Below are 25654 nucleotides of genomic sequence, written 5' to 3' on the forward strand. Positions count from 1 at the left end.
GCGATGTCAATGCAACTGCGCCCGCTGTTTCGCCCAGATCACGAAACTCGCATTGGCGGTTGAGCCCATGGCCTTGATCGCGGTATCGAAATCCACGCCTTTGAGCGGGGCGAGCGCATCGAAGAGCTGATCCGCGCCCTCTGCCGAGTTCGGGATCACCAGCCGCCCGCCGCCGTTTTCTTCGAGCAGCCAGTGTACATCTTCCACCGCAGGGCCCTTGTCCGTGGTCAGGATGGTGACCCGTGCGAGATCGTTGATCGACACCGCCCCGCCCTCATAGGGCGCGAAATAGGTGATCTGGCGCTCATCGACCTCGACCACGCCCGGGCCGTCATGGTCTTGCGCGCTGAGCCTGATGCGGCGCCATGCCCCTCCGGCCCATCCCCCACCGATAATGGCCAGGATGATCCCAATGGCCGACCAGAACAGGCTGCTGCTGGTCACGATCCAGATGCCAAGGATGGCAAGGAGTCCGCCCGCGATCACCTCCGCGTAGCGGGTAAAGAACGTAACGATTTCGGGGCGGATCATGTCCAGTCTCCAAGTGCCTGCTGCCACAGCGCCAATGCCGCAACGGCGGCGGTGTCGGCACGCAGGATGCGCGGGCCAAGGCTGATGGCATGGCCCAACTCGCGCAGGCGGGCGCGCTCGGGCTCGGAAAAGCCGCCTTCGGGACCGATGACGATCGCCCAAGGCCCTTGTGGCAGTTGAGACAAGTCGGTGGCCGCGCCCGCGAGCGTCTCGTCGCAGAATAGAAGGTGCCTGTCCGGCGGCCAGTTGTCGAGCACCGCGCCTAGCTTCGCCAGCTCGGCCACCTCCGGCACGTAAGTTCCGCCGCATTGCTCCGCCGCCTCGATGGCGTGGGCCTGCAGCTTGTCCTGGCGGATACGCTCGGAATTGGTGAACTCGGTCGAGACCGGCAGAACGCGCGCCGCGCCCATCTCGGCGGCCTTTTCGACGATGAAGTCGGTGCGCGCCTTCTTGATTGGCGCGAAGAATAGCCAGAGGTCGGGCGGCATCTGCAATGGCAGGGTCTGCGCCTCGCACACGACCATGCCACGCCGCTTGGCGGCGTCGACCACCCGCGCGGTCCATTCGCCATCGCGCGAATTGAACAGCGCAATGCGGTCATCCACCTTCAGGCGCATGACATTGAACAGGTAATTTGCCTGCGGCTGCGTCATCGGGACGGATTGTCCCGCGCCCAAATCGTGGTCTACAAACAGCCGTATCTTCGCGCGTTCCATGGGGCCGACCTTATGACCGAGACAAGCCAAGTTCCAGAGGGGCAAGTCATTGATGCGGTGCCGCAGAACTGGGTGGACACATGGGCCCCGGTCTGGAGCCGCCCCTATCTTCGCCTCAGTCGCGCCGACCGGCCCATCGGCACCTGGCTGCTGCTGCTGCCCTGCTGGTGGGGCGTTCTTCTGGCGGCGGGGGCCGATCCGAAGGGTCTGGCCCTGTTCGATCTCTGGATCATCGCCGGCTGCGCCATGGGGGCGTTCCTGATGCGCGGTGCGGGCTGCACTTGGAACGACATCTCCGACCGGGAGTTCGACGCGCAGGTGGCGCGCACCAAGTCGCGGCCGATCCCCTCGGGCCAGGTCACGGCGAGGCAGGCGGCAGTCTGGATGGTTATCCAGGCTCTGCTGGCGCTTGGTATCCTGCTGACGTTCAAAGCGGCGGCCATCGCGCTTGGGATCCTCGCACTGCTGCCCGTGGCGATCTACCCGTTTGCCAAGCGGTTCACCTGGTGGCCGCAGGTCTTTCTGGGGCTGGCCTTCAACTGGGGCGCGCTTCTGGCCTGGGCGGCGCATACCGGCAGCCTGAGTGCGGCTCCGTTCGTGCTGTATCTGGCGGGGATCGCCTGGACGCTGTTCTACGACACAATCTATGCCCATCAGGACACCGAGGATGATGCCCTGATCGGGGTGAAATCCACCGCGCGGCTCTTCGGGGAAGACAGCCCCAAATGGCTGCGCGCCTTCATGGTGGCGGCGGTGGTCTTGATGAGCGCCGCGGTGATCATCGCGCTGGTGCCCGAGCGCAATGTGATCGCGCTGACCCTTGCGCTGGCCGGGGTCTGGGCCTTTGGCTGGCACATGGTCTGGCAACTGCGCCGCCTCGATACGGATGACCCAGAGAATTGCATGCGGCTCTTTCGGTCCAACCGCGACGCCGGGCTCATCCCCACGCTGTTTCTTGCCGCCGCCGCGCTCCTGTGATTGAACATCGCGCGCGCGCCCGTTACGAACAATCCTGTGCCGCATCCGGCGCAATCGACCACGGTACACTTCGCCCATGAGACTGAAGACTATCGCAGCTTTTGTCGTCGCCGCTGGCCTGTCGGTCGGGGGGGCGTATCTTGCGTCCGGATGGGTTGAGCAGCGCTCCGCCGCGGCTGTCACCTCGACCCTGATCGACGGCGAGCACGAATATATCTCGGTCACGACAGATGGTCTTTTGGTGGCGCTCGGCGGGCAGGCCCCGGACGAGGCCACCCGGTTTCGCATCGTCTCCGCCGTCGGCCGCGTCGTCGATCCCGACCGCATCGTAGACAATATGGATGTCCGGGCCGCGACCCAGATCGAGGCCCCGCGCTTCTCGGTGGAAATGCTGCGCAACGGGGATGGGATTTCGCTGATCGGGCTCGTGCCCGAACGCGGGGATGAGGCGGAAAGCGAAATCGCCATTGTCGAACGGCTGTCGGACGTCGCGGGCGAGGGTGGCGTGACGAATATGCTCGAAAGTGCCAGCTACCCCGTTCCGTTGAATTGGGACCGCGCGCTGGACTTTGCCATCGACGCGCTCCGCGAGCTAGAGCGCTCGAAGATCTCTGTTTCGGCTGATCTGGTCGAAATCACCGCGATATCGAATAGCCCCGAAGATCAGCGCAACATCGAAAGCCGGCTTGCACGGCGCGGGCCGGAAGGCGTGCGGCTCGCTTTGCGCATCTCCGCGCCGCGCCCAGTTATTACACCGTTTACCCTGCGCTTTACGCTGGATGCGGAGGGCCGCGCGGCCTTCGATGCCTGCTCCGCCGACACACCCGCCAGCCGGTCACGCATCCTGCGTGCGGCGACCGAGGCAGGGCAGATCGAAAAGCCCGATTGCGCCATCGGGCTGGGCGTGCCCTCCCCGAACTGGGCGGAGGCGGTCGAGATTGCTATTGCTGGCCTAAAAGATATGGGCGGTGGGTCGCTGACATTTTCGGATGCGGACGTCACGCTGATCGCGCTCGACACGACGCCGCAGGGCACATTTGACCGGGTTGTGGGCGAAATCGACGCCGCCTTGCCCGACGTCTTTTCGATGCATGCGGTCTTGCCGGAAAAGGTCGAGGTGAATGCCGAGGGCGAAGACCTGATCCCGGAGTTCACCGCGACCCGCAGCCCTGAAGGACTGGTCCAGCTGCGCGGCCGTCTCAACGATGACAGCATCGAGCAGATCGTCGGCTCCTTCGCGCGCGCTCAGTTCGGGTCGGACAACGTCTATCTGGCAACGCGTGATGACCCGGGGCTGCCACAGAATTGGGCCGTGCGCGTGCTCGCCGCATTGGAAGGCCTCGCCACTCTGGAAAACGGCTCTGCACTGGTGCAGGAAGACTACGTCGAAATTCGCGGCACAACGGGCGACAAGCAAGCGTCGGACACGATCTCGCGCATGTTGGCCGACAAGCTGGGCGATGCGGAGAATTTCGAGCTGTTCGTGCGCTATGACGAGCTACTCGACACGACGCTGAACATCCCGACGCCAGAGGAATGCGTCAGCCGCATCAACACAATCATCGACGGCGCCAAGATCGTGTTCGAGCCGTCATCTTCGGAGATTACCCCGGATGCCAGCCGCACCATCGACCGCATCGCGGAGATCGCGCGGCAATGCGAGCGGGTGAAGATGGAGATCGGCGGGCACACCGACAGCCAGGGCCGCGAAGTGATGAACGAAGAGCTGAGCCAGCAGCGCGCCGATGCCGTGCTGGCCGCGCTTCTGTCGCGGCGGGTGCTGACGGGCAACATGACCGCGCGCGGCTATGGTGAGGCACAACCGATTGCGGACAATTCGACCGAAGAGGGCCGCGAAGCCAACCGGCGCATCGAGTTCAAGCTGTTGACAGATGCCCGCGCTGCGGCCACACCCGAGGCACCGGCCGAGGATGGCACGGCCGAGACTTCAGAAGAGACCGAGACCCCCAGTGAATAGATCCGAGTTCATCATCGCCACAGCCTTTATCCTGTTCGTGGCGTTCTGCGTGGGCTGGTTCACATGCTGGCTGGTGCAGCGGTTCAGCCGCGTGACGACCGCGGATATCGCAGAGCTCGACGAGATGGCAAAGGCGCTGCATGACGCGGAAGAGACGCGCGATCAGGCGATCACCTACCTGCAGCAGCGCGAGGCGGAGCTGACCAACCAGCTGTCCCAGACAGAGGCCGAATTGAAGGCGGCAATGGACGGGTTGCGCGACGCGCGCCATGAGGCTGAAGAACTGCGCACCTACCTCGAGCGGCAGCAGGGCTAGGCGGGCGGAAGGCCGTTGAACGGCCTTTAAGGCGCGTTGACGCGCCTTACACCCCGCTACGACCAGCGGTCGAGCGCGTCTTCGTCGTCCTGTTTGCTTTCGACCCAATCGGCACCTTGCGCGGTGACCTCCTTCTTCCAGAAGGGCGCGCGGGACTTGAGATAATCCATCAGAAAATCCGCCGCCGCGAACGCATCGGTGCGGTGGCGCGAGGCAGTCGCGACCATCATGATATTGTCGCCCGCTTGCATCAGGCCGTGACGGTGGATCACCAGAACGTCGGCCAGCGACCAGCGCTTTTGCGCCTCTTCACAGATCTGCGTAATCGCGCGTTCGGTCATGCCCGGGTAATGCTCGATCTGCATTTCGCTCAGGCCGCCGGACACATCGCGGGTCACGCCGGTGAAGCTGACAATCGCGCCGATATCGGTGTTGCCGCGGCCAAAGGCGTTCAACTCCGCCCCCGGATCGAACTCGGCCTCTTGCACCACGACCCGCATCGCTCAGCCGCCTGTCATGGGCGGGAAGAACGCAACCTCCCGCGCGCCGTCGAGCGAAGCACCGAAATCGGTCAGGTCCTGGTCCACCGCCACCCGTAGGGATGAGAGATCGGAGAAAGCCAGGGCGTAGCGCTCTTCGCGGGCGCGCAGCTCTTCGACCAGCTCCAGCACGGTCTTGGCCTGCGTCTCAAGCCGCTCCTTGGGCATCCCGATGCGCTCGCGCACCCAGGCGAAGTACAGCACGTCAATCACGACTTCACCTCGTCGCGCAAATACGGCATCGCCTTGCGGAGATAGTCGAACCCGGTGACCAGCGTCAGCACGGCCGCAATCGTCAGCAGCACGGTCCCGATCAGGAAGGTCAGGTTCGCCGCCTCCGAATACCACATCAGCCCCAGCGTATCCTCGGCGCTGCCGCTCATGATCGCCTCCAGCACGGCATTGTCCATGCCGGTCGTCCGGTCGAGGAACTCATGCTCGAACAGACCGGTGGCGAACAGCACGGCGATTGCGACCATCTGCGCTGTGGTTTTCCATTTGGCGAGGTTGGTCACCTTGAGAAGGCCCGCTGTATCGCCCAAAAACTCGCGCAGGCCAGACACGAAAACCTCGCGGAAAATGATCACCGTCGCGGGCAGCAGAATCCACGGGTTCATGCCGGAAAAGCCCGTGATGACGCAAAGGGCAATCACCACCATCGCCTTGTCCGCGATCGGGTCGAGCATCGCGCCGAACTTGCTTTCCTGTTTCCACGCGCGCGCAAGGTAGCCGTCGATCCAGTCGGTCAGCGCCGCGGTGACGAACAGGATCAGCGCGAACCAGTCGGCATAGGGGCGCTGGAAGTAGAGAAACATCACGGCGACGCCGGGGGCGGCCAGCAGGCGCAGAAGCGTCAGGATGTTGGGTATGTTCCACGTCATGGGCCCATGTGTAGCGGAGCCCCGTGGCGGGGGGAAGTCACGAGTTGGGGGGCTGCGCGCGCGTGGTCTTACCCGGCTGGATTTTGACCGGCAGCGCGACACTGCGCGGGGCCTCGACCCCGTGGATACGGGCCAGAAGATTGCGCGCGCCTGTGATGCCCATCAGCTTGCGCGGGGTGGCGACCGTGGTCAGCTCCACCGGCAGCACGGAATTCAGGTCGAGCCCGTTGAAGCCGACGATGCCCATGTCTTCGGGTACGCGCACTCCGCGCGCCTCGCAGGCCATCATGCCACCGAATGCCATGTGATCGTTGAGAAAGAACACCACATCGATCCCGGGCCCGTCCTGCGCCAGCAGCTGCTCCATCCCGCCATGCCCGGTCGCAAAAGCGTTGCCCAGCGCAGGACGCGCGACGGCGACCGATGCGATGCCATCGAACGCCGCGCGCAGCCCCGCGATGCGGGCATCGGCGCGCATGTCGTGGCTCTTGGGCGCGCCGATAAAGCCGGGGCGGCGATATCCCAGCGCGACGAGATAATCGCCGACGTGCCGCCCCGCCTCGAAGTGATCAATGCCGACGTTTAAATCGATCGGATCATCCGTGTGATCCCAAACCTGCAGCACCGGCACACGGGCGTTTTCCAGACGCTCGCGCACCTGCGGGTGGTGGTGGGTGCCGGTCAGGATCACGGCGGCGGGCTGCCAGGACAAGAGCCGCTCGACCCAGGCCTTCTCGGCGTGGATGTCATACTCGGTGGTGTCGATGACGGAGGCATAACCCGCGCTCTCGAACGTGCCGCGCATGCCTTTGAGGATGTCGGCGAAGACCTCCCCCGCGAAGGTCGGAAGCGAGATACCCACGAGGTTGGAGTTGTTGACCGCCAATGAGCGCGCGGCGGAGTTCGGCGTGTAGTTCATCTTGCGCGCGATGCTCAGCACTTCGGCGCGCTTTTTCTCCGAGACGCCCTCGATTCCCCGGATGGCCCGCGACACGGTCATGATCGACACGCCAGCGGCTTCCGCAACGTCTTCAATCTTGGCGGGTTTGCGGGTTCGGGGCAAAGAAGGTTCCTGTCGTTTGAGAGCACGTTACCGAGATTAGGCCATAAGAAACAGAGACCTGAGCGAGATTAACGTTAACGCTAACGTTGTTGCACTATGTTCTCCCTAGCGTCAATCGCCCGAAGCGCCGACACTATCTTACGCTCCGCCTGCGGGGCATCTGCGCGCATCTGGGAGGGTCACGTGCCGAGAATTACCTTTGATCAGGTTCGCAAGGCCTACGGCACCGTTGAGGTGCTGCCTCCCTTTGATCTGGCACTCAATGATGGCGAATTCACTGTGCTTGTCGGCCCCTCGGGCTGTGGCAAGTCGACGACCTTGCGGATGCTCGCGGGGCTCGAAACGCTCTCGGGCGGCGAGATATACTTTGACGACAAGGCGATCAGTACGCTCGAGCCCAAAGAACGCGACATCGCCATGGTGTTCCAAGATTACGCGCTCTACCCGCATATGAATATCGCCAAGAACATGTCATTCGCGCTGCGCCTCGCCCGGGTCTCGAAATCCGAGATCGAGGAGAAAGTGACGAGGGTGGCGAACATGCTCAACATCGGACATCTGCTGGACCGCAAGCCCGCCGAGCTGTCTGGCGGCCAGCGCCAGAGGGTCGCCATGGGCCGCGCACTGGTGCGCGATGCGGGCACGTTTCTGTTCGACGAGCCGCTGTCGAATCTCGACGCCAAGCTGCGCGGCAAGATGCGCACCGAACTCGCAGAGATGCGCGACACCATCGACAAGAACATGGTTTACGTGACCCACGATCAGGTCGAGGCGATGACACTGGGCGAGCGGATCGTCGTCATGGCCGACGGACTGATCCAACAGCAAGGCACGCCAGAGGAGCTGTTCAAGCAGCCGGTCAACAAGTTCGTGGCAGGCTTCATCGGCTCGCCCACGATGAACTTCGTGGATGGCGAGCTGGTGGACGAGAAAGGCCAGATTTGGGTACGCGGCGACGGTTTCATGCTGCCACTGAGCGCCGAGACCTCGTCGCGCATGAAGCAGGGCGCGACAAAGGACGTCACCGTGGGGTTGCGTCCGTCGAGCTTCAGCCAAGACGTGACCACCGGCGCGCCGATCGAGCTGAAAGTGGTCGTAAGCGAATATTTGGGCGCGCAGAGCGTGCTTGTCACTCATTGCGGGGCCGCGGAGGTGCTGGTGGAAACCCAGAGCGCCGCGCCCGTCAAATCCGGAACCATTCAAAGCTTCGGGGTCAACACCGACGAGATCATGGTTTTCGACAAAACGTCAGGGCTGCGGCTCTGATCCAAAAACTAGCATCAGGGAGGAACCAAGAATGCTATCACTCAAGACTATCCTGACCGGGACGGCAGTATCCGTTTCCATGGCAGGTTTCGCAGTGGCCGACGGCCATGGTGGACCCTACGCGCCCTATGCGGGCACCACGCTCGTCATCAACGTCCCGGCACACCCGCATTACAACGCCATGATGAAGGTCTTGCCGCAATTTACCGAAGAGACCGGCATCGAGGTCGAGGTGGACCAGCTGCAATACCTCAAGATGCGCGAGCGCCAGACGCTGGAGCTGACCAAGGATGAGGGCGATTATGACCTGATCTCCTACGTGGTGTTCTCCAAGGCGGATTATGTCTTCGCAGACCAGCTGGAGAACCTTGCGCGTTTCTTCATGAACCCCAAGCTGGCAGACCCGGCCTATGACGCCGAGGACCTGATCGACGGCTATGTCGCCAACATCGGCATCGCGGGCGGCTTCAAGGGCTATCTGCCCGGCGCGACCGGATCGCTGTTCGGTATCCCCTATGGCTCTGAGACCTCGGTGCTTGCCTACCGCAAGGACATCTTCGAGAAGCACGGTATCGCAACGCCGGAAAACTACGACCAACTGCTCGACGCGGCCTGCAAGATCCCTGAAGTCGAAGAAGGCATGGGTGGCATGGCGTCGCGCGCGGCTTCCGGCCACCAAGCCTCACACGCGTTCCTGCTGCACCTTGCCCCGCTGGGCGGGCGCGTGTTTGACGACAACTGGGAGCCGATCATCAACAACGAAGCCGGCGTCGCCGCCGCCAACGCGCTGAAGACCATCGTGGATTGTGGCCCGGAAGGCTCGCAGACCTTCGGCCCATCTGAGGCGGCTGCGGCCTTCAGCCAGGGCCAGGCTGCGATGTTCATGGACTCGATTGCCTTCGCGGCCGGGTTCGAGGACCCCACCAAATCCAAGGTGGCTGGCAAGGTCGGCTACGCGCTGCACCCCGAGGGTGTGCGTCGCGGCTCGCAGACCGGTGGCTTCGGCATCGCGATCCCCAAGAACGCCCAGAACAAAGAGGCTGCCTTCCTGCTGATGCAGTGGCTGACCTCCAAAAAGGGCGATCTGGCTGTGGCAATGGCAGGCGGCAACCCGTCGCGCTTCTCGACCTATGAGAATGCCGAGCTGAACGCGAAATACCCGTATTCCGCGACCTTCGGCGAAGCCCTTAAATATGCCGATCCCGACTGGCGCCCGATCATCCCGACCTGGGGCAAGATCAACGCCGACATCGGCACGACCATGAGCCAGGTGCTGACCGAGGGGCTTGACCCGCAAGAAGCGCTGGACGGTGTCGCCGAGCGTGCGCGTGCCATCATGGACGAGGCCGGCTACTACACCTGGCAATAGTCCCCAGGCGGGGCTTCGCGGCCCCGCACATCAAACACCTCCCCAAGGTCCCGGCGCGCCACAGTTGAGCGTCGGGGCCATGGCCCCCCAAGCCCTCGCACCACGGACCCTGATCTGATGCAAACCGCGAACGTCAACAGGCTGACCCCCTACCTGTTCCTCGCCCCGGCTGCGATCGTGATGGGCGTCGCCCTGCTCTATCCCGTGGGCTACATGATCTACGCCAGCTTCCTTGACTGGAACCCCTCCCAACGCATTGGCGAGGCCGAGTTCGTCGGGCTGCGCAACTACACCAAACTTCTGACCGACGAGGCCTTCCGCGAAAGCTTCTTTGTCACCCTCAAATTCGCCTCGATCGTCGTGTCGCTGGAGATGCTGCTGGGCGTGGGGCTCGCCCTGCTGCTGGACCGCAACATCCGCGGCATGTCCACCCTGCGCACGCTGTTCATCCTGCCGATGATGATAGCACCCATCGTGGTAGGCCTGATGTGGCGCTACATGTACCACCCGACGGTGGGCATCTTTAACCGCACGCTGAAATCGTGGGGGTTCGAGCCGATCCCGTGGCTGTCGGACGGGTCTTGGGCCTTTGCCTCCGTGATCATCGCCGATGTCTGGCAGTGGACGCCGTTCATCTTCATCCTGTCGCTGGCCGCGCTGCAATCGCTGCCGCAATCGGCCATGGAGGCCGCCCGGATCGACGGTGCCAATGGCTGGCAACTGATCTGGTTCGTTAAGCTGCCGCTGATGATGCCGGTGCTGATCGTAACGCTGCTCTTGCGCCTGATCGACGCCTTCAAGGTGCTGGAGGTGATCTTGGTGATGACCAATGGCGGGCCGGGCCTGTCGACAGAAATCCTGTCGCTGCGCATATCGCGCACCGCGTCCGAGTTCCGCGAACTGGGCGAGGCGGCGGCGATGTCGAACTACCTGCTGATCCTCTTGATGATCCTGACGGCGGCGATGTTCCTCTATAACAAGGCGATGGAGGCCCGTGCCGCCCGCCTGCGCGCCGCGGCGGAGGCAGACCTATGAGCGCGAAGACCTACGACAAGCAGAACCCGGCCTTCTACGCCCTGCTGGTGGCGCTGGTCGTGATGGCGATCGGCCCGATCTTCATGATGCTGACCACGTCGCTGAAGCTGAACGTGGACATCACGTCGGACACCTCATCGCTGCTCTTCATGCCGACGCTGCACAATTACGAGACAGTGCTGTGCGACTACCTGTGGTACGAGGCGCCCAACGTCGACTATTGCGACAAGACCTTTGGCCGCGCGCTGGTCAATTCGCTTATCATCGCGCTGATCTCGACCGCGCTGACGCTGGTGATCGGCTGCATGGCCGCCTACGCAATCGTGCGCTTCCGCTTCATGGGGCGCGACACGGTCTCGCTGACGACGTTGATGATGCGCATGGTGCCGCCTGCGGTGCTGCTGGTGCCGGTGTTTGGCATTTGGACCTTTCAATTCGGGCTGGATGGGACGCGTGGGGGGATCATCCTCGTCTATGTCGCAATGAACCTGCCCTTCGTGATCTGGATCTTGCAGAGTTTCATCGTGCAGGTGCCGATCCAGCTGGAAGAGGCCGCCCGCATGGACGGCGCTGGCCCCTTCCAGGTTTTCTTCCTCGTCGTGCTGCCGATCATCAAGCCGGGCCTTGCGGCCGCGTCGATCTTCACCTTCCGGGTGGCGTGGAACGAGTTCCTGCTGGCCAATGCGCTGGCGGATCGAAACTCGCGCACCGTGCCTGTGACCATCGTGAACTCGCTGACCGAGTATGACATCGACTGGGGCGTGATCATGGCGACCGGCATGCTGCTGGCGATCCCACCGATCATCTTCACCTTCGTCGCCTCGCGCCAGATCATCACCGGCATGACCGCCGGTGCGGTCAAGGGCTGATGCTGGAGTGGCTGTTTTCCCCCATGGACGCGACCCGCGGCCATGAGCTGGGTTGGCAGCTGAGCTGGCACGCACGCGCAATGGTCGCGGGTTGGGGCATTTTGGTGCCGTTGGGCATCGTGATCGCCCGGTTTTTCAAGATCGCCCCTTGGCAGGATTGGCCCCGCGCGCTCGACAGTCATTTCTGGTGGAACACGCACCGCATCTGCCAGTATTCGGCCTTTGTCTTGATGTTGATCGGTCTCGCGCTGATCCTGACCGCGCCACCTTTGGCGGCAATCCCCGGCCCCCATTGGTGGCTGGGCTGGGCGGTGGTTATCCTCGGCATTATGCAGGTCGTTGGTGGCATCCTGCGCGGCACGAAGGGTGGCCCGACCGAGCCTGCGCCGGACGGATCATTGAACGGAGACCACTTCGACATGACACCCCGGCGTTTGATGTTCGAATACGTCCATAAGAACCTTGGCTACCTTGCTGTGATCCTGTCTGCTGCCGCGATCCTGTCCGGGCTCTGGCAGGCCAACGGCCCGAACTGGATGTGGCTGACGCTGTGCATCTGGTGGTCCGGCCTGATCGCCGCTTTCGTGGTCCTGCAACGTCGTGGCATGGCGGTCGACACGTATCAGGCGATCTGGGGGCCAGACCCGTCCCTACCCGGCAATCGCCGCCGCCCCATCGGTTTCGGTATTACCCGCCGAGACCAGCAGCCAGGCGAGTAGCCATCTGCGTCACAACGGCTCCGAATTCCTGCGCGATATCGACCGCGAACCCGGCCTCGTCCGCTTGCAGCGGCTCCAAGGTCGCGAATTGGCTGTCGAGCAGGGAGACCGGCATGAAATGCCCCTCACGCTTCGACATACGCGCCTCTATGACTGCGCGGCTGCCCGCGAGATGGGCAAAGATCGTCTCTGGGCACGCGGCGCGGATGCGGTCGCGGTAGGCGCGCTTCAGGGCCGAACATCCAACGAGTGTCGCGCCATCCGCCTCCGCCAGGGCCGCGCCAACCTTGTCGAGCCACGGCGCGCGATCCTCGTCATTCAGGGGCACCCCGGCGGCCATCTTGTCGATGTTGCTTTGCGGGTGCAGATCGTCGCCGTCGAAATAGCGCGCGTTCAATTCCTCCGCTACGGCGGTCCCGACCGAGGACTTACCGCAGCCCGCGACCCCCATGACGATGACCTTCATCACAGCGACGCCGTGATCCCACCATCGACATAAAGCGTGTGCCCATTCACGAAGCTCGACGCTGCGGAAGACAGGAAGATGCAGGCGCCGACCAGCTCGTCGACATTTCCCCAGCGCCCCGCGGGTGTGCGTTTTTCCAGCCATGTGGTGAATTCGGGATCTGCCACCAGCGCCGCATTGAGCGGCGTGTCGAAATAGCCCGGCGCGATCGCGTTGCATTGCAGACCGTGCTTGGCCCAATCCGTGGCCATACCCTTGGTCAGGTTTCCGACCGCGCCCTTGGTCGCCGTGTAGGGCGCGATTCCGGGGCGGGCCAGCGCGGTTTGCACGGACGCGATGTTAATGATTTTGCCCGCCTTACGGTTAATCATATGCCGCGCGACGGCCTGACCGACGTGGAACACGGAGGCGATGTTGGTCTGCAGCAGCGTCTCGAACGCATCCGCCGGGAAGTTCTCCAGCTCTGTCCGGTGCTGCATTCCTGCGTTGTTCACCAGGATGTCGATCGCGCCAGTCGCTGCCTCGAAATCATCGACCGTTTTGCGCACCGCATCGTGGTCGGTCGCGTCAAAAACCAGCGTGTGCGGCGTGTCGAGATCGACCGCCGCCTTTGCCAGCTTTTCGGCATTCCGCCCGTTCAGGATGACCTCGGCCCCGGCCTCTTTCAGGCCTTTTGCCAATGCGTAACCGATGCCTTGCGAAGACCCGGTGACAAGCGCCCGCTTGCCGGTAAGATCGAAAAGGGCTGTGCCTTGGGTCATTGGGTTTTCCTTTAAATATTAACCTGGTTGCGCGTCGATCGCTGCAAGCGCAGCACTGGCGACCGCGATGTCTTGGTCGCCCGTTCCCGAGCCGACGCCGATGCCGCCGACGCACTGTCCGTGCAATATGATCGGAAGGCCACCGGGCAGCCCAGTGACGTCACCATCTGTTGCCAAACCGATGAAAGATCTGACCTGTTCGGGGATGCTCGTGCTCTCCGCCCGAATTGACGCCGCCGTGACCGCTTTTGCTCGCGCACTCTTGAGCGATAGGAATTTTGCCCCACTCATGCGTAGCTCAGCGAGGGTCACTCCGCTGGTATCGACGATAACGATGCACTGGGGTTGGCCGATAGTCTCGGCCTCGGCGACCGCCGCCTGAAGCATGGCGAGCACCGCTGTGTGGGTAAGCTCCAAACTCGCGCGAACATGTGCCATGCGGGACCTTTCAGGTTTGACCGGACTGCGTGTAATCAGTACCATAGTGGCACAAAAATTCCTTGCAGGAAAAGAACTTATGTCATTTTTCGAAGCGGTCGATCCAGTTTTCAACTCCTTTGTTATGGGCAATGCGCCGGTCAAACAACTTGCGACCGGATTCGACTGGGTCGAAGGTCCCGTATGGTTCGGGGATCACGGCTGCCTGCTCTTTTCGGACATTCCCAACAATCGGATCATGCGGTGGTCGGAGGATGGATCCGTGTCAGTGTTCCGCGCGCCTTCGAATTTCTCAAACGGCCACACGCGCGATCATCAGGGCCACTTGATTTCATGCGAACATGGCGCGCGCCGGGTCACCCGGACGGAGCATGACGGATCGATCTCTATCATCGCCGACAGCTTCGAGGGCAAACGGCTGAACTCCCCAAATGATGTCGTCGTGAAATCGGATGGGACGATCTGGTTTACTGATCCGCATTACGGGATCATGACGAATTATGAAGGGTTCAAGTCCGAGCCGGAGCTTCCATTGCAAGTGTACCGCGTTAACCCTGAGACTGGCGAGATTAACGCGATGGTAACCGATATGAACGCGCCTAACGGGCTTGCGTTTTCGCCGTCCGAAGATCTGCTTTATGTCGCGGATACCGGTCGGATGTTCACGGACGATCCGCAGCATATCCGGGTCTACGACTGTAGCGCGGATGGTACACTTTCAAATGGGCGCCTGTTCCATACGGTCGCACCGGGCATGGCGGACGGGTTTCGGATCGATACCGATGGAAACGTCTGGACCAGCGCCGCAGACGGCGTTCATTGCATCGCCCCTGACGGCGCGCTTCTGGGGAAAATATTCGTGCCTGAATTGGTATCGAACGTGTGTTTCGGCGGGCGTGGGAAGCACCGATTGTTCATTACCGCGACCACGTCTGTGTACGCGATCAACCTTAACCGGCAAGGTCTCTGAAACACGGCAAGAGATCGCCTTCGGCTGGTGTCGCCTCGAACACTGCGCGCGAAATCGCGCGGGCAAGACAGGTCGCAGCCGCATGACCGATTTGAGCGAGATCTCCTGTTTTCTGACCATGAGAGACCGCGAAAACCAAATCCCCGTCCATCGGGGTGTGGGATGGGACAATGGCGCGCGCCATCCCGTCATGTGCCGCGATCGCCAAACGTTTCGCCTGTGATTTGCCCAGCTTCGCGTCGGTCGCAACAATTGCGATGGTGGTGTTTGCACCTTCCTGTGCATCGGTTTTCAACGGCAGTCTGGTTTCACCATAAGTGCCAGTATCGGCGCCTAAACCGCCGAATTCTTGGTTAATCTCAAACGGTGCTGCCCAGAATTTTCCACCCGACGTAACCGCCGATCCGACCGGATTTGCAACAACGAGTGCGCCGACGGTCACACCATCATTGAGGGTTAGGGACGCAGAACCGAGCCCTCCTTTCAGACGCGCGCACATCGCGCCGACGCCTGCCCCGACACTTCCGAGACTGAATTCATCCGAAAGCTGAGTTAACGCTTTCTCGCCCAGGTCCGCATAAGGATTGCGGTCCCAATCCTTATCGCCCCCGTTCAGGAGATCAAAGATAATCGCCCCCGGCACGATCGGAACGCGCACGTCCCCGACTGCGAAACCGCGTCCAGTTTTACGCAATCCATTTACCACGCCGGAACACGCGTCCAGACCGAAGGCCGACCCACCGGACAACACCAAGGCATCGACGCTTTGCACGGATTTGTCAGGCTCGAGTAGCGAAAGTTCTCGCGTTCCGGGTGCTCCTCCCATGACGTGAACCGACGCGACAAAAGGCGTATCAGCACTCAGCACCGTGACGCCGGATTTCAGCGTCGCATCGCTTGAGTTTCCAACCTTCAGACCGGCCACATCCGTGATCAGATTTCGCGGTCCCGGACGCATCAGATACACCGTCCACCGTCGACTTCGAGACAGACGCCGGTGATCATGGACGCCTCATCCGAGCATAGGAAACTGGCCGCATTTCCGAGGTCTTCCGGCTGCGAAAACCGGCCCAGCGGGATCGTAGACAGAAACTTTGCCCGCATCTCCGGCGTGTCCTCGCCCATGAAGGATTTCAACAGCGGGGTTTCACCCGCGACGGGGTTCAGCGCGTTCACGCGAACCCCGTCCGGGGCCAGTTCAATCGCCATCGCGCGGGTCGCGGTGATCATCCATCCTTTGGACGCATTGTACCAATTCAGTCGGGGGCGCGGGCTGACACCAGCGGTCGATGCGATGTTCAGAATTGCTCCGGCACCGGCCTTTTTCATTAAGGGAACCATATGCTTAGCCGTCCAAAATACGGACTTGGCATTTACGGCAAGGACCTTGTCAAAATCCTCTTCGCTGACATCTTCCATCGCCTTGGGCAGATGCGTGATGCCCGCATTGTTAACCAAGATATCGATACGACCCCAGGCCGACATCACCGCGTCTGTCAGCTTGGCCACGTCATCACCGGATGACATGTCGCACGCGCAGGACAGCGCACCAACTTCCTCGGCCATAGTCTGCGCCGCCTCGCTATTGATATCCGCGATCATGACCTTCGCGCCCTCGGTCAGAAATTTCGCGACGATGCCCGCCCCGAAACCCGACGCACCGCCGGTCACGATAGCGGTATTACCTTGTAATCTCACAGCTTAACCCTCCCTAGCGCCTCGAAATTATCCATGTTTTGCAGCGACGGTCTTGAGCGCCGAGAAGCCATAAAGCGCCTCGAAACCCTTTTCGCGGCCGTGTCCGGACAAGCCCGTCCCGCCAAAGGGCAATTCGACCCCACCGCCGGCCCCGTAGTTGTTCAAAAAGACCTGGCCGGAGCGAAGCGCCTTCGCCAGCCGCATCTGACGCGCGCCGTCGCGCGACCAGACCGACGCCACGAGCCCGTATTGTGTGCCATTTGCAATTGCGAGCGCTTCTGCCTCGTCGTCGAATGGGATCACGACTTGCACGGGGCCGAAAATCTCGTCCTGTGCCAAGACGTGGGCCGGACTGACGCCCGCGAACAGGACCGGAGCGACGTAGTGACCGCCATCTGGCGCACCTTCGATGATTTGGCCCGAGGCCGCTTTTTCAAGCGAGGATCCTTTCTCCAAAAAACCTTCCACGATCGATTTCTGACGCGCGGAAATTAACGGACCAACGTCCAGATCTGACATCGCCGGACCGACCTGCAACTCGCCATAGCGCGCCGCCATCCGGTCGAGCACCTCGTCGAAAACGCCGCGCTGGACGAGAATACGAGAGGAAGCGGAGCAGGTCTGGCCCGCGTTCTGGACGCCTGCATTAACCAAGAAAGGCAACGCCGCATCGATATCTGCGTCGTCGAAGACCAGTTGAGGGCTCTTGCCACCCAGTTCCAGAGTCACTGGCACGATGTGCTCGGACGCGTACCTCTGGATCAGCTTGCCGACGCCGACCGATCCGGTGAAGGAAACATGGTTAATGTCACCATGGGCGGCGAGAGCCGCACCGGCTTCTGCCCCAAGGCCCGGCACTACGTTCAAGGCACCCTCAGGCAGGCCCGCCTGCCGCGCCAGATCCGCAAAGGCCAAGGCGGTCAGACAGGCTTCTTCTGCCGGTTTCAGGACACAGGCATTCCCCATCGCAAGCGCCGCACCCACGGAACGCCCGATGATTTGCATCGGGTAGTTCCACGGAATGATATGGCCCGTCACCCCATGCGGCTCGCGCAGAGTGTAGACCGTGTATCCGTCAAGATAGGGGATCGTTGTGCCATGGACCTTGTCCGCGGCACCCGCGTAGAACTCCAAATAGCGCGCGAGCGCCACTGCGTCGGCTTTGGCCTGCTTCAAGGGCTTGCCGACATCAAGCGCCTCGAGCCGCGCAAGTCGGTCCGCACTTTCAAGAACCAAGGCGCCCATGCGCGCAAGGATGCGTCCCCGCTCAAAGGCTGCGGCCCGTCCCCATTCGCCCTGTAACGCATCGCGCGCCGCGGTGACCGCGCGGTCGATATCCTCGGTCCCGCCCCGCGCGATTTCACAGATCACGTCGCCTGTGGACGGGTCTGAAAGCTCCAACACTTCGCCGCTTGCGGGATCGACCCACGCGCCGCCGATGAAGCATAAACTCGGGTCGAACCAAAGCTCTTCCACGCCCATTCACCGTCTCCTTCATGATCTTGCGAGGATGCTATAGGCTGGTCGCCCAAAGGGGAACAGGCACTGGCGCGCACGCGCGGAACTTGCTACGCCCTCTCGCGAAACTGCCGAAGGAAAGGCACGACCCAATGAGCGCCACTGCCCGCAAGTCCGCCCCGATGCCTCAAGATATTCTTGCGCGAAAGGGGGGAACGCCCCTGGTGAGCCTGACGGCCTACACGACGCCGATGGCGCAGATGATGGACGGGATTTGCGACTTTGTGCTGGTGGGCGACAGCGTCGGGATGGTGCTGCACGGGCTGCCCTCGACCGTGGGCGTAACGATGGAAATGATGATCCTGCACGGCAAGGCCGTTCGGCGAGGCTTGACCACATCCATGCTGGTGATCGACATGCCGTTCGGCTCCTACGAAGAAAGCCGCGAGCAGGCATTTCGCAACGCCGCGCGCCTGATGGCGGAGACCGGCGCGGGTGCCGTGAAGCTGGAAGGCGGGCGCGAGATGGCGGAAACGATTGCCTTTCTCGTCGCGCGCGGCATCCCGGTGATGGCGCACATAGGGTTAACGCCCCAGTCGATCAACACGCTTGGCGGATACAAGGTGCAGGGTCGCGGCGAGGCGGCGCAGGGCCTGAAAGACGACGCGCAGGCGGTGGCCGATGCGGGCGCGTTCGCTGTGGTCCTGGAGAAGACACCGGAAGGTCTTTCGAACGACATCACCGCGCAGATCCCGATCCCCACGATCGGCATCGGCGCGTCTGCGGGTTGCGATGGACAAATCCTTGTGGTCGATGACATGCTTGGCCTGTTCACCGCGTTCAAGGCAAAATTCGTGAAGCGTTTTGCGCATTTGGGCGACGACGGCCGCAAGGCAATCGAGGCCTACGCGGAAGAGGTCAAGGCGCGGAGCTTCCCGGGACCAGAGCATGTGTTCGCCGACGAGGCCCCGAAGTGAGCGTCCCGATCATCCGCACACTTGCGGAGCTGCGCGAGGCGGTCAGCACTTGGAAAGCCACGGGCGACAGCGTCGGTGTCGTGCCCACGATGGGCGCGTTGCATCAGGGCCATTTGAGCCTTGTTAGGGCCGCCAAGGCGGGCTGCGACCGCGTGATCGTCACGATTTTCATTAACCCAAAGCAGTTCAACAACCCCGAGGATTACGAGAAATACCCGCGCACCGAACAGGACGACGCGCGCAAATTGGAGCCGTTCGAAGTCGACGCAGTCTATGTCCCGGACGGCGCGCAGATGTATCCCGAAGGCTTCAACACGACGGTCTCTGTCGATGGGCTGACGGATGTGCTTTGCGGCGCGCATCGGCCCGGTCATTTCGATGGGGTCGCGACCGTCGTCTCCAAACTGTTCCTGCAAAGCCAGGCGGACCGGGCGTATTTCGGCGAAAAGGATTTTCAACAACTGCAGGTCGTCACCCGCATGGCGCGCGATTTGGACATGCCGATCGAGGTCGTAGGATGCCCAACCATCCGGGAGGAAGACGGCCTGGCGATGTCGTCGCGCAACCTGCTCTTGTCCGACCGCGCACGCACATGGGCCCCGGAGCTGAACGCCGCAATGGAAGAAATGGCCGAAGGCCTGCTGGCAGGCGTCGACATTCAGGAGCTGCGATCGAAGGCTATTGCGCGGATCAAGCGGGCGGGATTCACCGAGGTCGAATATCTAGACCTGCGGGCCTGCGACACGCTTGAAGAGCTTAACGCACCGACCCGGCCCGCCCGCCTGCTGGCGGCCGCGTGGCTCGCCGGGGTGCGACTGATCGACAACATCGCTGTCGGTTGATCAGATCGAAATATCGGCGGGGGCCTGCCCGTCCCGCCAGCGTGCATGGGCCGCTTCGAACCCGGCCTCGAGCGCACGGGTGTAGCCTTCGGTATCGAACAGCGGCAGCTTAAGCCGCTTTGTCTCCAGATGGGTGCGCAGCGCAGCGCGGCGGTCCGGCGCTTGGGCCAATTCGAGGATCAATGCCTCGTATTCTGCCTCGGTCTCGCAAATCAACTCATCCAGCCCCACCGCGCCGAGCAGGCTTGCGCAGACACGCGCCGCGAACTGGCGTCCGCGCAGGGTGATCACCGGCACGCCCATCCACAGCGCGTCGCTGCCGGTGGTATGGGCATTATAGGCAAACGTATCGAGGAAAAGATCGGCATGAGCGTGGCGGGCCAGATGCGCGTCGTTTGAAGCGCGTGGGGCAAAGACCAAGCGGTCGGGGTCAACCCCCGCCGCGATGGCCTGCGCGCGAAGGTTCTCCTTCGCCCAAGCGTTGCTTTCAAGCAGCCACAGCACCGCGCCATCGACCGCCAAAAGCACCCGCATCCAGATCGCCCATTCCCGCAGCGTGATCTTGTAAGCGCTGTTGAAACAGCACAACACCACGCCATCCTCCGGCAAGCCGTGATCCGCCCGGCTCCCGGCGTCTCGCGGGACGGCACGGCGGTTGTCGTTGGGCTGGTAGCAATGCGGCAGCGCGATCAGCGCCTCGCTGACATGGGCGCGCTCGGACGGGGGCACCAGCATCGGATCGACCACGATGTAGTCCATGAAACCCGCCCCGGACGTGCCCGGAAAACCGAGGTAATTGACCTGCACCGGCGCAATCCTCCGGGCAAACAGCGCGCTGCGGGAATGTTGGGTGTAGCTCGTCAGATCGACGGCGATATCCAGCTTGTCGTCGTTGATGCGCCGTGCAGCCTCTGCATCACTGAGCGCGCGGATGTCAGTGAAATTCGAGAATTCCCCAGCCAGCGCGGCACGCATGTCATCGCCCGTGTCGGGGCCGAATGAGTATCCATAAAGCTCAAATCGGGAGCGATCATGGACGGCCAAAGTCCCCGAAATGAGCCGTGCGACCGGGTGGTTGCGAAAATCGGCTGAGAAGTAACCGATGCGAAGCTTTTCGGGCCTTGCAGAGGCGACCGCAACCGGGCGTGGAGCACCTTCGCCGAAGACGGCGTCCGCGTAGGTCTTCGCCCGGGCCAGCTGCCGCTCCGGCGCGTCCTCCATCGCAAGGAGCGTCAGCGGCGGTATCTCGTCCCCGGCGCATCCAAGCTCCGTCGTCTCTGCAAGTAAGTCGAATGCCCGCCAGTCACACAAATGGGTCATCTGATGCAGCCGCTGCGCCTGCGCCATGGCGTGATCCGGATCAGCCTCAACCGCTTTCTTGTAGGCCGCGACCGCTTCGTCCAGACGACCCATTTTCTGCAGGACCGTGCCGAGGTTATTCAGCGTCGCCGCATCATTTGGGGCAAGATCAACGGCTCGGCGCAGGGCGTCTTCGGCGGGCGCGAGTTGCCCCAGCGCCTGCAGCGTGTTGCCAAGGTTGTTAAGGGCGGCGATGAAATTCGGCTTTGCCTTCACGGCAGCGCGATAGTGATCAACGGCGTCCTGCAGGCTGCCGGAGGCCTTTAGGACCAGCCCGTAATTGTAATGCGCATTCGCGTGGGTCGGATCGCGCTTCAGCGCCGTCTGATAGGCGGCGATTGCCTTGTCGTTGCGCCCCTGCGCCTGATGGATATTGCCAAGATTGGTCCAGATTTCCGGATCTTGCGGGCGCAGCTTGGCGGCGTTCTTGAAGGCCTGCTCTGCTCCTTTCACATCGCCTGCATCCTGCAACGCCGTGCCGAGGCCGTTCCATGCCTCCGGGTATCGCTCGCGCAGTTTGATCGCGGACCGAAAGGACCGCACGGCCTTTTCGGGCTCGCCCATCGCGCGCAACGCAAGGCCCAGATTGTTATGCCCCGCGGGACGCCCCGGCTCCGCCAGAACGGCGGCTCTGAAATTGACCTCTGCCTGCTTGGCCTGCCCCAGTTCCATCTGCGCCGCACCGATCAGGGTCAAGGCGGGCACCGAGCCGCGCACGGCCTTCGGCAACGTCTGCGCCCCGCGCAGAACATCGGCAAAGCGGCGCTGCCGGTAGAGCGATTTCAGCCCCGCGAGCGGATCACCGCCAGTGGGTCCGCCCCCCGTTTTTTTCGGAAATATCGGAGCCATGGGAAACGTTCTAAGCTGGATCGAGCAGGTCGACCAGAACCAGCGCCATCACCTTGGCACTGTCGAGCATGTCGTCGACGCCGACATATTCGTCCGGCTTATGCGCCAGCTCCAGCAGGCCCGGACCGTAGGCGATGCAATTGTCGAGCTTGCCAATCCGGTCGATATGCTTCTGGTCGTATGTTCCGGGCGAGACGACATATTCCGCCTCGCGGCCCAGCACGTCCCCAATGGCCTGCGCGACGGAGGTCACCACGGGCGCGTCTTTGGGGGCCATTGTCGGCTCAATCGACCAGATCTCGTTCAGGTCGTAGCGGAATGTCTCCCGCTCGGCGGCGACCTTGTCGAGCACGGCGCGTACCTCGCCCTCGACCTCGGCCTTGGTTTCTTCCATCAGGTAGCGCCGGTCGATGATCATCTTGGCATGATCCGGAACGCAGGCGGATGGAAGACCGGTGAAATCCGGCTGAGGCTCCGCCTGCCCACCGTGCAGCGAATTGATGTTGAGCGTGGAGGATCGCGCGCCGACCGGCACCACCGGCATCGCGGTTTTCTTCCGGGACAGGGCCGGGAACAGGCTCGCCTCCATCTCCGCGATCACGGCGCCCATGTGACGTACGGCGCAGTCTCCCAGAAATGGCATCGAGCCATGGGCGATTTCGCCACGGGTCTCGATCTCGGCCCACCACACGCCGCGATGGCCGAGACATATCCGATCCTTCTGCAACGGCTCAGGAATGATGACGTGTTGCACGTTGGCGTAGTGGCCGTGCTCCGCCAGATAGGCGACGCCACCATAGCCGCCGGTCTCTTCATCGGCGGTGCCGGAGATCTCGATGGAGCCTGCGAAATCCGGATGGCATTCCAGAAACGCCTCCGCCGCGATGATTGAGGCGGCGAGGCCACCCTTCATGTCGCATGCGCCGCGCCCGTAAATCTTGCCGTCCTTTAGAGCCCCGCCAAAGGGGTCTTCCGTCCAGCCTGCGCCGACCTCGACCACGTCAGTGTGGCTGTTGAAATGCACGCAATCGCCCGGGCGGGCGCCGTCGGTCCGCGCGACAATGTTCCAGCGTGGGTAGCGGTCGCTGTCGCCGGGCGTGCCCTCGGCGCGGATCATTTGGCAGGTGAAGCCCCGCGCCTCCAGCCGCGCGCGCAGATACTCGCAAATCTCTCGGTAATTCTCCCCCGGCGGGTTCAGGGTTGGAATGCGGATCAGCTCTTGGGTCAGCGCGATCAGATCATCGCGCTTTTCTTCGATCCGGGACATCAAATCTGAGGTCTTTGCCATAGCCCTAGGCTAGGGCTGCGCACACAGAGTGCCAAGCTTCATATTGGCCAAGAAAGCTACCCCTTCTCATGGAAGAAGTCGTAGATGCTGCGCGCCATGGCTTCCGACACGCCCTCGACCGAGGTCAGGTCGGCGAGGTTCGCCCGCGCCACAGCCTTGGCCGAGCCGAAATGCTGCAACAGCGCCTTCTTGCGCTTCGGGCCCACGCCTTCGATCTCGTCGAGCGGGTTTTTCATTTGCGCCTTGGCGCGCTTGGCGCGGTGGGTTCCGATGGCAAAGCGGTGGGCCTCATCCCGCAGGCGCTGGATAAAGTAGAGAACCGGATCGTTGTGGCGCAACGCGAAAGGGCGTTTGCCGGTGCGGTGAAACTCCTCTTTGCCCGCGTCACGATCAACGCCCTTTGCCACGCCGATCATGGCGATGTCCTCGACCTCCATCTCCCGCATGATCTCGCGCACGGCAGAGACCTGCCCCGCACCGCCGTCGATGAGAAGCAGGTCCGGCCACATTTCCGTCTTGCGGTCGGGGTCTTCCTTTTGCAGCCGTTTGAAGCGGCGCTTCAGCACCTCTTTCATCATTCCGAAATCGTCGCCGGGGACCAGCTCATCGCCCTTGATATTGAACTTGCGGTACTGGCTTTTCAGGAATCCGTCCTCGCCGGCCACGATCATTCCGCCCACAGCATTCGTGCCCTGGATGTGGGAGTTGTCGTAGACTTCGATCCGCTTCGGCGGCTCTGGCAGGTCAAACGCTTCGGCCACACCTTTCAGCAATTTCGCCTGCGTCGCACTCTCGGACATCTTGCGCGCAAGGCTTTCGCGGGCATTGCGCAGGGCGCTGGTGACAAGCTCTTGTTTCTCGCCCCGCAGCGGCACGAGAATTTCGACCTTGCGACCGATCTTCTGGCTCAGAGCTTCGGCCATCAGGTCTTCGTCTTCGATCCCGTGGGACAGGATGATCTGCCGGGGCGGTTCCTTGTCTGAATAGAATTGTCCCATGAACGCCTGCAGCACTTCGGCCTCAGCGGCATTTGCGGTCTTGGGATAGAAATCCCGGTTGCCCCAATTCTGGTTGGCCCGGATGAAGAAGACCTGAACGCAAGCCTGCCCATGTTCGAGATGCAGCGCAATCACGTCCGCCTCGGCGACCGTTTGCGGGTTGATGCCTTGCGCCGTCTGCACCTGGGTCAGCGCGCGGATGCGGTCGCGCAGGGCGGCGGCGCGTTCGAACTCCATCTCCTCGGACGCTTTCTGCATCTCATCGGCGAGCTGTTCCTGCATGTCCGTCGAGCGACCCGACAGAAATCGCTGCGCGTCTTTCACCAACTTGCGGTAATCCGCTTCGCTGATCTTTTCGACACAAGGTGCCGAGCAGCGCTTGATCTGGTATTGAAGGCAGGGTCGCGACCGGGTTTCGAAATCGCTGTCAGAACAGTTGCGCAGCAGGAAGGCCCGCTGCAGCTGGTTCAGCGTGCGGTTCACCGCCCCGGCAGAGGCAAAGGGGCCGTAGTAATCGCCTTTCTCGCGCTTGGCCCCGCGGTGCTTTTTGATCTGCGGGAAGGCGTGAGTCGTCGTCACCAGGATATTCGGGAAGCTTTTGTCGTCGCGCAGCAGCACGTTGAATTTCGGCTTGAGCTGCTTGATCAGGTTCTGCTCAAGCAGCAGCGCCTCGGTCTCAGTCTTGGTGGTCAGAAACATCATCGACGCGGTCTCAGAGATCATCCGCGCGATCCGGGGGCTGTGCCCGTTCGGGTTCGCGTAGTTCGAGACGCGTTTCTTCAGGGCGCGCGCTTTGCCGACATACAGAACCCGCTGCTGCGCATCGAGCATCCGGTAGACGCCGGGTGAATTGTCGATCGTGTTCAGGTAGGACTGAATGCAGGCGTGGCCGGTGACCTTGGGTGAGGTCTCCGACGCGGTCTCGGTCTCAATTTTTGATGTTTCTGGGTCCGACATATTTGGCTACGCGATTCCTTACCTGTCGCTGCAATGTCCCGCAAAGCGGGGCAAGAGAAAAGCTTTCCACTTCTTCTGTGGATAAGCTTGTGGGGTAAAACTCGAGACCCTGAATTTATCGTTGTTTTGCAGGGTCAAACACGGAATGCCTAAAAAATAGGCAACGCACTAGGGCGTTGTTTTAAAAGGGAAAAAATAATGATACATGTCAAATACTTGAAAACATTAAGCTTTTGGTAACAGATTCGTTAAGGATTTGGCACAGGTGGACAAGTCAATGCTGCATCCGCAAATTTCCTCCCCTGTGGCGCAAATTACGCCAAAATGGAACGA

At 62.1% G+C, this 25654-nt stretch carries 26 protein-coding genes; 11 read left to right on the top strand and 15 right to left on the bottom strand.

The annotated features are described in order from the left end of the window. Positions 1 to 6 precede the first annotated feature (6 nt). Both C8N43_RS18530 and C8N43_RS18535 read right to left on the bottom strand, forming a co-directional pair. A complete protein-coding gene (locus C8N43_RS18530) occupies positions 7 to 531 on the bottom strand; it encodes a hypothetical protein (RefSeq protein WP_107847204.1) in 525 nt (174 codons plus the stop codon). After that, complete coding sequence (locus tag C8N43_RS18535; protein ID WP_107847205.1) at positions 528 to 1247, bottom strand: 16S rRNA (uracil(1498)-N(3))-methyltransferase; 720 nt, start codon at positions 1245 to 1247, stop codon at positions 528 to 530. Before C8N43_RS18535 ends, C8N43_RS18530 begins: the two co-directional genes overlap by 4 nt. 12 nt (positions 1248 to 1259) lie before the next feature. Here C8N43_RS18535 and ubiA point away from each other — a divergent pair, with 12 nt between their 5' ends. The 3 genes from ubiA (at position 1260) to C8N43_RS18550 (ending at position 4519) form a co-directional block, all read left to right on the top strand. Then, positions 1260 to 2225 (top strand): 4-hydroxybenzoate octaprenyltransferase, encoded by a 966-nt coding sequence (gene ubiA / locus C8N43_RS18540; protein WP_107847206.1) that lies wholly within the window; start codon positions 1260 to 1262, stop codon positions 2223 to 2225. Between the two features lie 76 nt (positions 2226 to 2301). After that, on the top strand, positions 2302 to 4203 hold the full coding sequence (locus C8N43_RS18545) for an OmpA family protein (protein ID WP_107847207.1): 1902 nt from the start codon (positions 2302 to 2304) through the stop codon (positions 4201 to 4203). Beyond that, the gene (locus tag C8N43_RS18550) at positions 4196 to 4519 is read left to right on the top strand and encodes a hypothetical protein (protein WP_107847208.1); all 324 of its coding nucleotides are present in this window, start codon (positions 4196 to 4198) and stop codon (positions 4517 to 4519) included. The genes C8N43_RS18545 and C8N43_RS18550 overlap by 8 nt, the downstream gene beginning before the upstream one ends. Positions 4520 to 4575: 56 nt before the next feature. On the opposite strand, the gene C8N43_RS18555 is transcribed toward C8N43_RS18550, so the two are convergent. Genes C8N43_RS18555 through C8N43_RS18570 form a run of 4 tightly spaced genes read right to left on the bottom strand, consistent with a single transcriptional unit; the run spans position 4576 to position 7002 of the window. Then, on the bottom strand, positions 4576 to 5019 hold the full coding sequence (locus tag C8N43_RS18555) for a molybdenum cofactor biosynthesis protein MoaE (RefSeq protein ID WP_107847209.1): 444 nt from the start codon (positions 5017 to 5019) through the stop codon (positions 4576 to 4578). A gap of 3 nt (positions 5020 to 5022) precedes the next feature. Further along, positions 5023 to 5271, bottom strand: coding sequence for a molybdopterin converting factor subunit 1 (gene moaD, locus C8N43_RS18560; protein ID WP_107847210.1), 249 nt, complete (start codon positions 5269 to 5271; stop codon positions 5023 to 5025). Further along, entirely contained in the window at positions 5268 to 5939 is a 672-nt protein-coding gene (gene pgsA, locus C8N43_RS18565) for a CDP-diacylglycerol--glycerol-3-phosphate 3-phosphatidyltransferase (RefSeq protein ID WP_107847211.1), read from the bottom strand. Before pgsA ends, moaD begins: the two co-directional genes overlap by 4 nt. A 37-nt stretch (positions 5940 to 5976) precedes the next feature. Further along, positions 5977 to 7002 (bottom strand): LacI family DNA-binding transcriptional regulator, encoded by a 1026-nt coding sequence (locus tag C8N43_RS18570; RefSeq protein ID WP_107847212.1) that lies wholly within the window; start codon positions 7000 to 7002, stop codon positions 5977 to 5979. A 183-nt stretch (positions 7003 to 7185) separates the two neighbouring features. On the opposite strand from C8N43_RS18570, the gene C8N43_RS18575 reads away from it, so the two are divergent. From C8N43_RS18575 to C8N43_RS18595, 5 genes are all read left to right on the top strand, one after another. Further along, positions 7186 to 8268, top strand: coding sequence for an ABC transporter ATP-binding protein (locus tag C8N43_RS18575; RefSeq protein WP_107847213.1), 1083 nt, complete (start codon positions 7186 to 7188; stop codon positions 8266 to 8268). Positions 8269 to 8347: 79 nt separating this feature from the next. Continuing rightward, a complete protein-coding gene (locus C8N43_RS18580; protein ID WP_107847214.1) occupies positions 8348 to 9637 on the top strand; it encodes an extracellular solute-binding protein in 1290 nt (429 codons plus the stop codon). A 117-nt stretch (positions 9638 to 9754) separates the two neighbouring features. Continuing rightward, positions 9755 to 10672: a carbohydrate ABC transporter permease gene (locus C8N43_RS18585; protein ID WP_107847215.1), complete on the top strand. Its 918-nt coding sequence runs from the start codon at positions 9755 to 9757 to the stop codon at positions 10670 to 10672. Further along, positions 10669 to 11541, top strand: coding sequence for a carbohydrate ABC transporter permease (locus C8N43_RS18590; RefSeq protein WP_107847216.1), 873 nt, complete (start codon positions 10669 to 10671; stop codon positions 11539 to 11541). Before C8N43_RS18585 ends, C8N43_RS18590 begins: the two co-directional genes overlap by 4 nt. After that, positions 11541 to 12260 carry a cytochrome b561 domain-containing protein gene (locus C8N43_RS18595; RefSeq protein ID WP_245913083.1) on the top strand — a complete coding sequence of 240 codons (720 nt, stop codon included), beginning with the start codon at positions 11541 to 11543 and terminating at the stop codon, positions 12258 to 12260. The genes C8N43_RS18590 and C8N43_RS18595 overlap by 1 nt, the downstream gene beginning before the upstream one ends. On the opposite strand, the gene C8N43_RS18600 is transcribed toward C8N43_RS18595, so the two are convergent. From C8N43_RS18600 to C8N43_RS18610, 3 genes are read right to left on the bottom strand one after another with little or no spacing between them, the layout of a single operon-like run. Next, positions 12229 to 12726, bottom strand: a complete 498-nt coding sequence (locus C8N43_RS18600; protein WP_107847218.1) for a gluconokinase — start codon at positions 12724 to 12726, stop codon at positions 12229 to 12231. The two genes, C8N43_RS18595 and C8N43_RS18600, sit on opposite strands and share 32 nt — an antisense overlap. After that, a complete protein-coding gene (locus tag C8N43_RS18605) occupies positions 12726 to 13487 on the bottom strand; it encodes an SDR family oxidoreductase (protein ID WP_107847219.1) in 762 nt (253 codons plus the stop codon). The genes C8N43_RS18600 and C8N43_RS18605 overlap by 1 nt, the downstream gene beginning before the upstream one ends. Positions 13488 to 13505: 18 nt before the next feature. Then, a complete protein-coding gene (locus C8N43_RS18610; RefSeq protein WP_107847399.1) occupies positions 13506 to 13925 on the bottom strand; it encodes a GlcG/HbpS family heme-binding protein in 420 nt (139 codons plus the stop codon). Positions 13926 to 14004: 79 nt separating this feature from the next. On the opposite strand from C8N43_RS18610, the gene C8N43_RS18615 reads away from it, so the two are divergent. Next, positions 14005 to 14895 carry an SMP-30/gluconolactonase/LRE family protein gene (locus C8N43_RS18615; protein WP_107847220.1) on the top strand — a complete coding sequence of 297 codons (891 nt, stop codon included), beginning with the start codon at positions 14005 to 14007 and terminating at the stop codon, positions 14893 to 14895. Here C8N43_RS18615 and C8N43_RS18620 read toward each other — a convergent pair. Genes C8N43_RS18620 through C8N43_RS18630 form a run of 3 tightly spaced genes read right to left on the bottom strand, consistent with a single transcriptional unit; the run spans position 14876 to position 18075 of the window. After that, positions 14876 to 15853: a P1 family peptidase gene (locus C8N43_RS18620; RefSeq protein ID WP_107847221.1), complete on the bottom strand. Its 978-nt coding sequence runs from the start codon at positions 15851 to 15853 to the stop codon at positions 14876 to 14878. The two genes, C8N43_RS18615 and C8N43_RS18620, sit on opposite strands and share 20 nt — an antisense overlap. Beyond that, positions 15853 to 16593, bottom strand: coding sequence for an SDR family oxidoreductase (locus tag C8N43_RS18625; RefSeq protein WP_107847222.1), 741 nt, complete (start codon positions 16591 to 16593; stop codon positions 15853 to 15855). The genes C8N43_RS18620 and C8N43_RS18625 overlap by 1 nt, the downstream gene beginning before the upstream one ends. A gap of 27 nt (positions 16594 to 16620) precedes the next feature. After that, positions 16621 to 18075 carry an aldehyde dehydrogenase family protein gene (locus tag C8N43_RS18630; RefSeq protein ID WP_107847223.1) on the bottom strand — a complete coding sequence of 485 codons (1455 nt, stop codon included), beginning with the start codon at positions 18073 to 18075 and terminating at the stop codon, positions 16621 to 16623. Between the two features lie 128 nt (positions 18076 to 18203). Here C8N43_RS18630 and panB point away from each other — a divergent pair, with 128 nt between their 5' ends. Both panB and panC read left to right on the top strand, forming a co-directional pair. Beyond that, positions 18204 to 19028, top strand: a complete 825-nt coding sequence (gene panB / locus C8N43_RS18635) for a 3-methyl-2-oxobutanoate hydroxymethyltransferase (protein ID WP_107847224.1) — start codon at positions 18204 to 18206, stop codon at positions 19026 to 19028. Further along, complete coding sequence (gene panC, locus C8N43_RS18640) at positions 19025 to 19870, top strand: pantoate--beta-alanine ligase (protein WP_107847225.1); 846 nt, start codon at positions 19025 to 19027, stop codon at positions 19868 to 19870. Before panB ends, panC begins: the two co-directional genes overlap by 4 nt. Here panC and C8N43_RS18645 read toward each other — a convergent pair whose 3' ends face one another. Genes C8N43_RS18645 through uvrC form a run of 3 tightly spaced genes read right to left on the bottom strand, consistent with a single transcriptional unit; the run spans position 19871 to position 25321 of the window. Beyond that, positions 19871 to 22078: an O-linked N-acetylglucosamine transferase, SPINDLY family protein gene (locus C8N43_RS18645; RefSeq protein ID WP_107847226.1), complete on the bottom strand. Its 2208-nt coding sequence runs from the start codon at positions 22076 to 22078 to the stop codon at positions 19871 to 19873. Positions 22079 to 22088: 10 nt separating this feature from the next. Next, on the bottom strand, positions 22089 to 23366 hold the full coding sequence (locus C8N43_RS18650; protein WP_107847227.1) for an acetylornithine deacetylase/succinyl-diaminopimelate desuccinylase family protein: 1278 nt from the start codon (positions 23364 to 23366) through the stop codon (positions 22089 to 22091). 56 nt (positions 23367 to 23422) lie between these two features. Next, positions 23423 to 25321: an excinuclease ABC subunit UvrC gene (uvrC, locus tag C8N43_RS18655; RefSeq protein ID WP_107847228.1), complete on the bottom strand. Its 1899-nt coding sequence runs from the start codon at positions 25319 to 25321 to the stop codon at positions 23423 to 23425. Positions 25322 to 25654: the final 333 nt, after the last annotated feature.

The organism is Litoreibacter ponti (assembly GCF_003054285.1).
Taxonomy (GTDB): domain Bacteria; phylum Pseudomonadota; class Alphaproteobacteria; order Rhodobacterales; family Rhodobacteraceae; genus Litoreibacter; species Litoreibacter ponti.

What these genes read in the sequence shown, in the direction of transcription:
- C8N43_RS18530 (WP_107847204.1), bottom strand. Translation starts at nt 531, where the DNA reads ATGATCCGCCCCGAAATCGTTACGTTCTTTACCCGCTACGCGGAGGTG.
- C8N43_RS18535 (WP_107847205.1), bottom strand. Translation starts at nt 1,247, where the DNA reads ATGGAACGCGCGAAGATACGGCTGTTTGTAGACCACGATTTGGGCGCG.
- ubiA (WP_107847206.1), top strand. Translation starts at nt 1,260, where the DNA reads ATGACCGAGACAAGCCAAGTTCCAGAGGGGCAAGTCATTGATGCGGTG.
- C8N43_RS18545 (WP_107847207.1), top strand. Translation starts at nt 2,302, where the DNA reads ATGAGACTGAAGACTATCGCAGCTTTTGTCGTCGCCGCTGGCCTGTCG.
- C8N43_RS18555 (WP_107847209.1), bottom strand. Translation starts at nt 5,019, where the DNA reads ATGCGGGTCGTGGTGCAAGAGGCCGAGTTCGATCCGGGGGCGGAGTTG.
- pgsA (WP_107847211.1), bottom strand. Translation starts at nt 5,939, where the DNA reads ATGACGTGGAACATACCCAACATCCTGACGCTTCTGCGCCTGCTGGCC.
- C8N43_RS18580 (WP_107847214.1), top strand. Translation starts at nt 8,348, where the DNA reads ATGGCAGGTTTCGCAGTGGCCGACGGCCATGGTGGACCCTACGCGCCC.
- C8N43_RS18585 (WP_107847215.1), top strand. Translation starts at nt 9,755, where the DNA reads ATGCAAACCGCGAACGTCAACAGGCTGACCCCCTACCTGTTCCTCGCC.
- C8N43_RS18590 (WP_107847216.1), top strand. Translation starts at nt 10,669, where the DNA reads ATGAGCGCGAAGACCTACGACAAGCAGAACCCGGCCTTCTACGCCCTG.
- C8N43_RS18595 (WP_245913083.1), top strand. Translation starts at nt 11,541, where the DNA reads ATGCTGGAGTGGCTGTTTTCCCCCATGGACGCGACCCGCGGCCATGAG.
- C8N43_RS18600 (WP_107847218.1), bottom strand. Translation starts at nt 12,726, where the DNA reads ATGAAGGTCATCGTCATGGGGGTCGCGGGCTGCGGTAAGTCCTCGGTC.
- C8N43_RS18605 (WP_107847219.1), bottom strand. Translation starts at nt 13,487, where the DNA reads ATGACCCAAGGCACAGCCCTTTTCGATCTTACCGGCAAGCGGGCGCTT.
- C8N43_RS18610 (WP_107847399.1), bottom strand. Translation starts at nt 13,925, where the DNA reads ATGGCACATGTTCGCGCGAGTTTGGAGCTTACCCACACAGCGGTGCTC.
- C8N43_RS18615 (WP_107847220.1), top strand. Translation starts at nt 14,005, where the DNA reads ATGTCATTTTTCGAAGCGGTCGATCCAGTTTTCAACTCCTTTGTTATG.
- C8N43_RS18620 (WP_107847221.1), bottom strand. Translation starts at nt 15,853, where the DNA reads ATGCGTCCGGGACCGCGAAATCTGATCACGGATGTGGCCGGTCTGAAG.
- C8N43_RS18630 (WP_107847223.1), bottom strand. Translation starts at nt 18,075, where the DNA reads ATGGGCGTGGAAGAGCTTTGGTTCGACCCGAGTTTATGCTTCATCGGC.
- panB (WP_107847224.1), top strand. Translation starts at nt 18,204, where the DNA reads ATGAGCGCCACTGCCCGCAAGTCCGCCCCGATGCCTCAAGATATTCTT.
- C8N43_RS18645 (WP_107847226.1), bottom strand. Translation starts at nt 22,078, where the DNA reads ATGGCTCCGATATTTCCGAAAAAAACGGGGGGCGGACCCACTGGCGGT.
- C8N43_RS18650 (WP_107847227.1), bottom strand. Translation starts at nt 23,366, where the DNA reads ATGGCAAAGACCTCAGATTTGATGTCCCGGATCGAAGAAAAGCGCGAT.
- uvrC (WP_107847228.1), bottom strand. Translation starts at nt 25,321, where the DNA reads ATGTCGGACCCAGAAACATCAAAAATTGAGACCGAGACCGCGTCGGAG.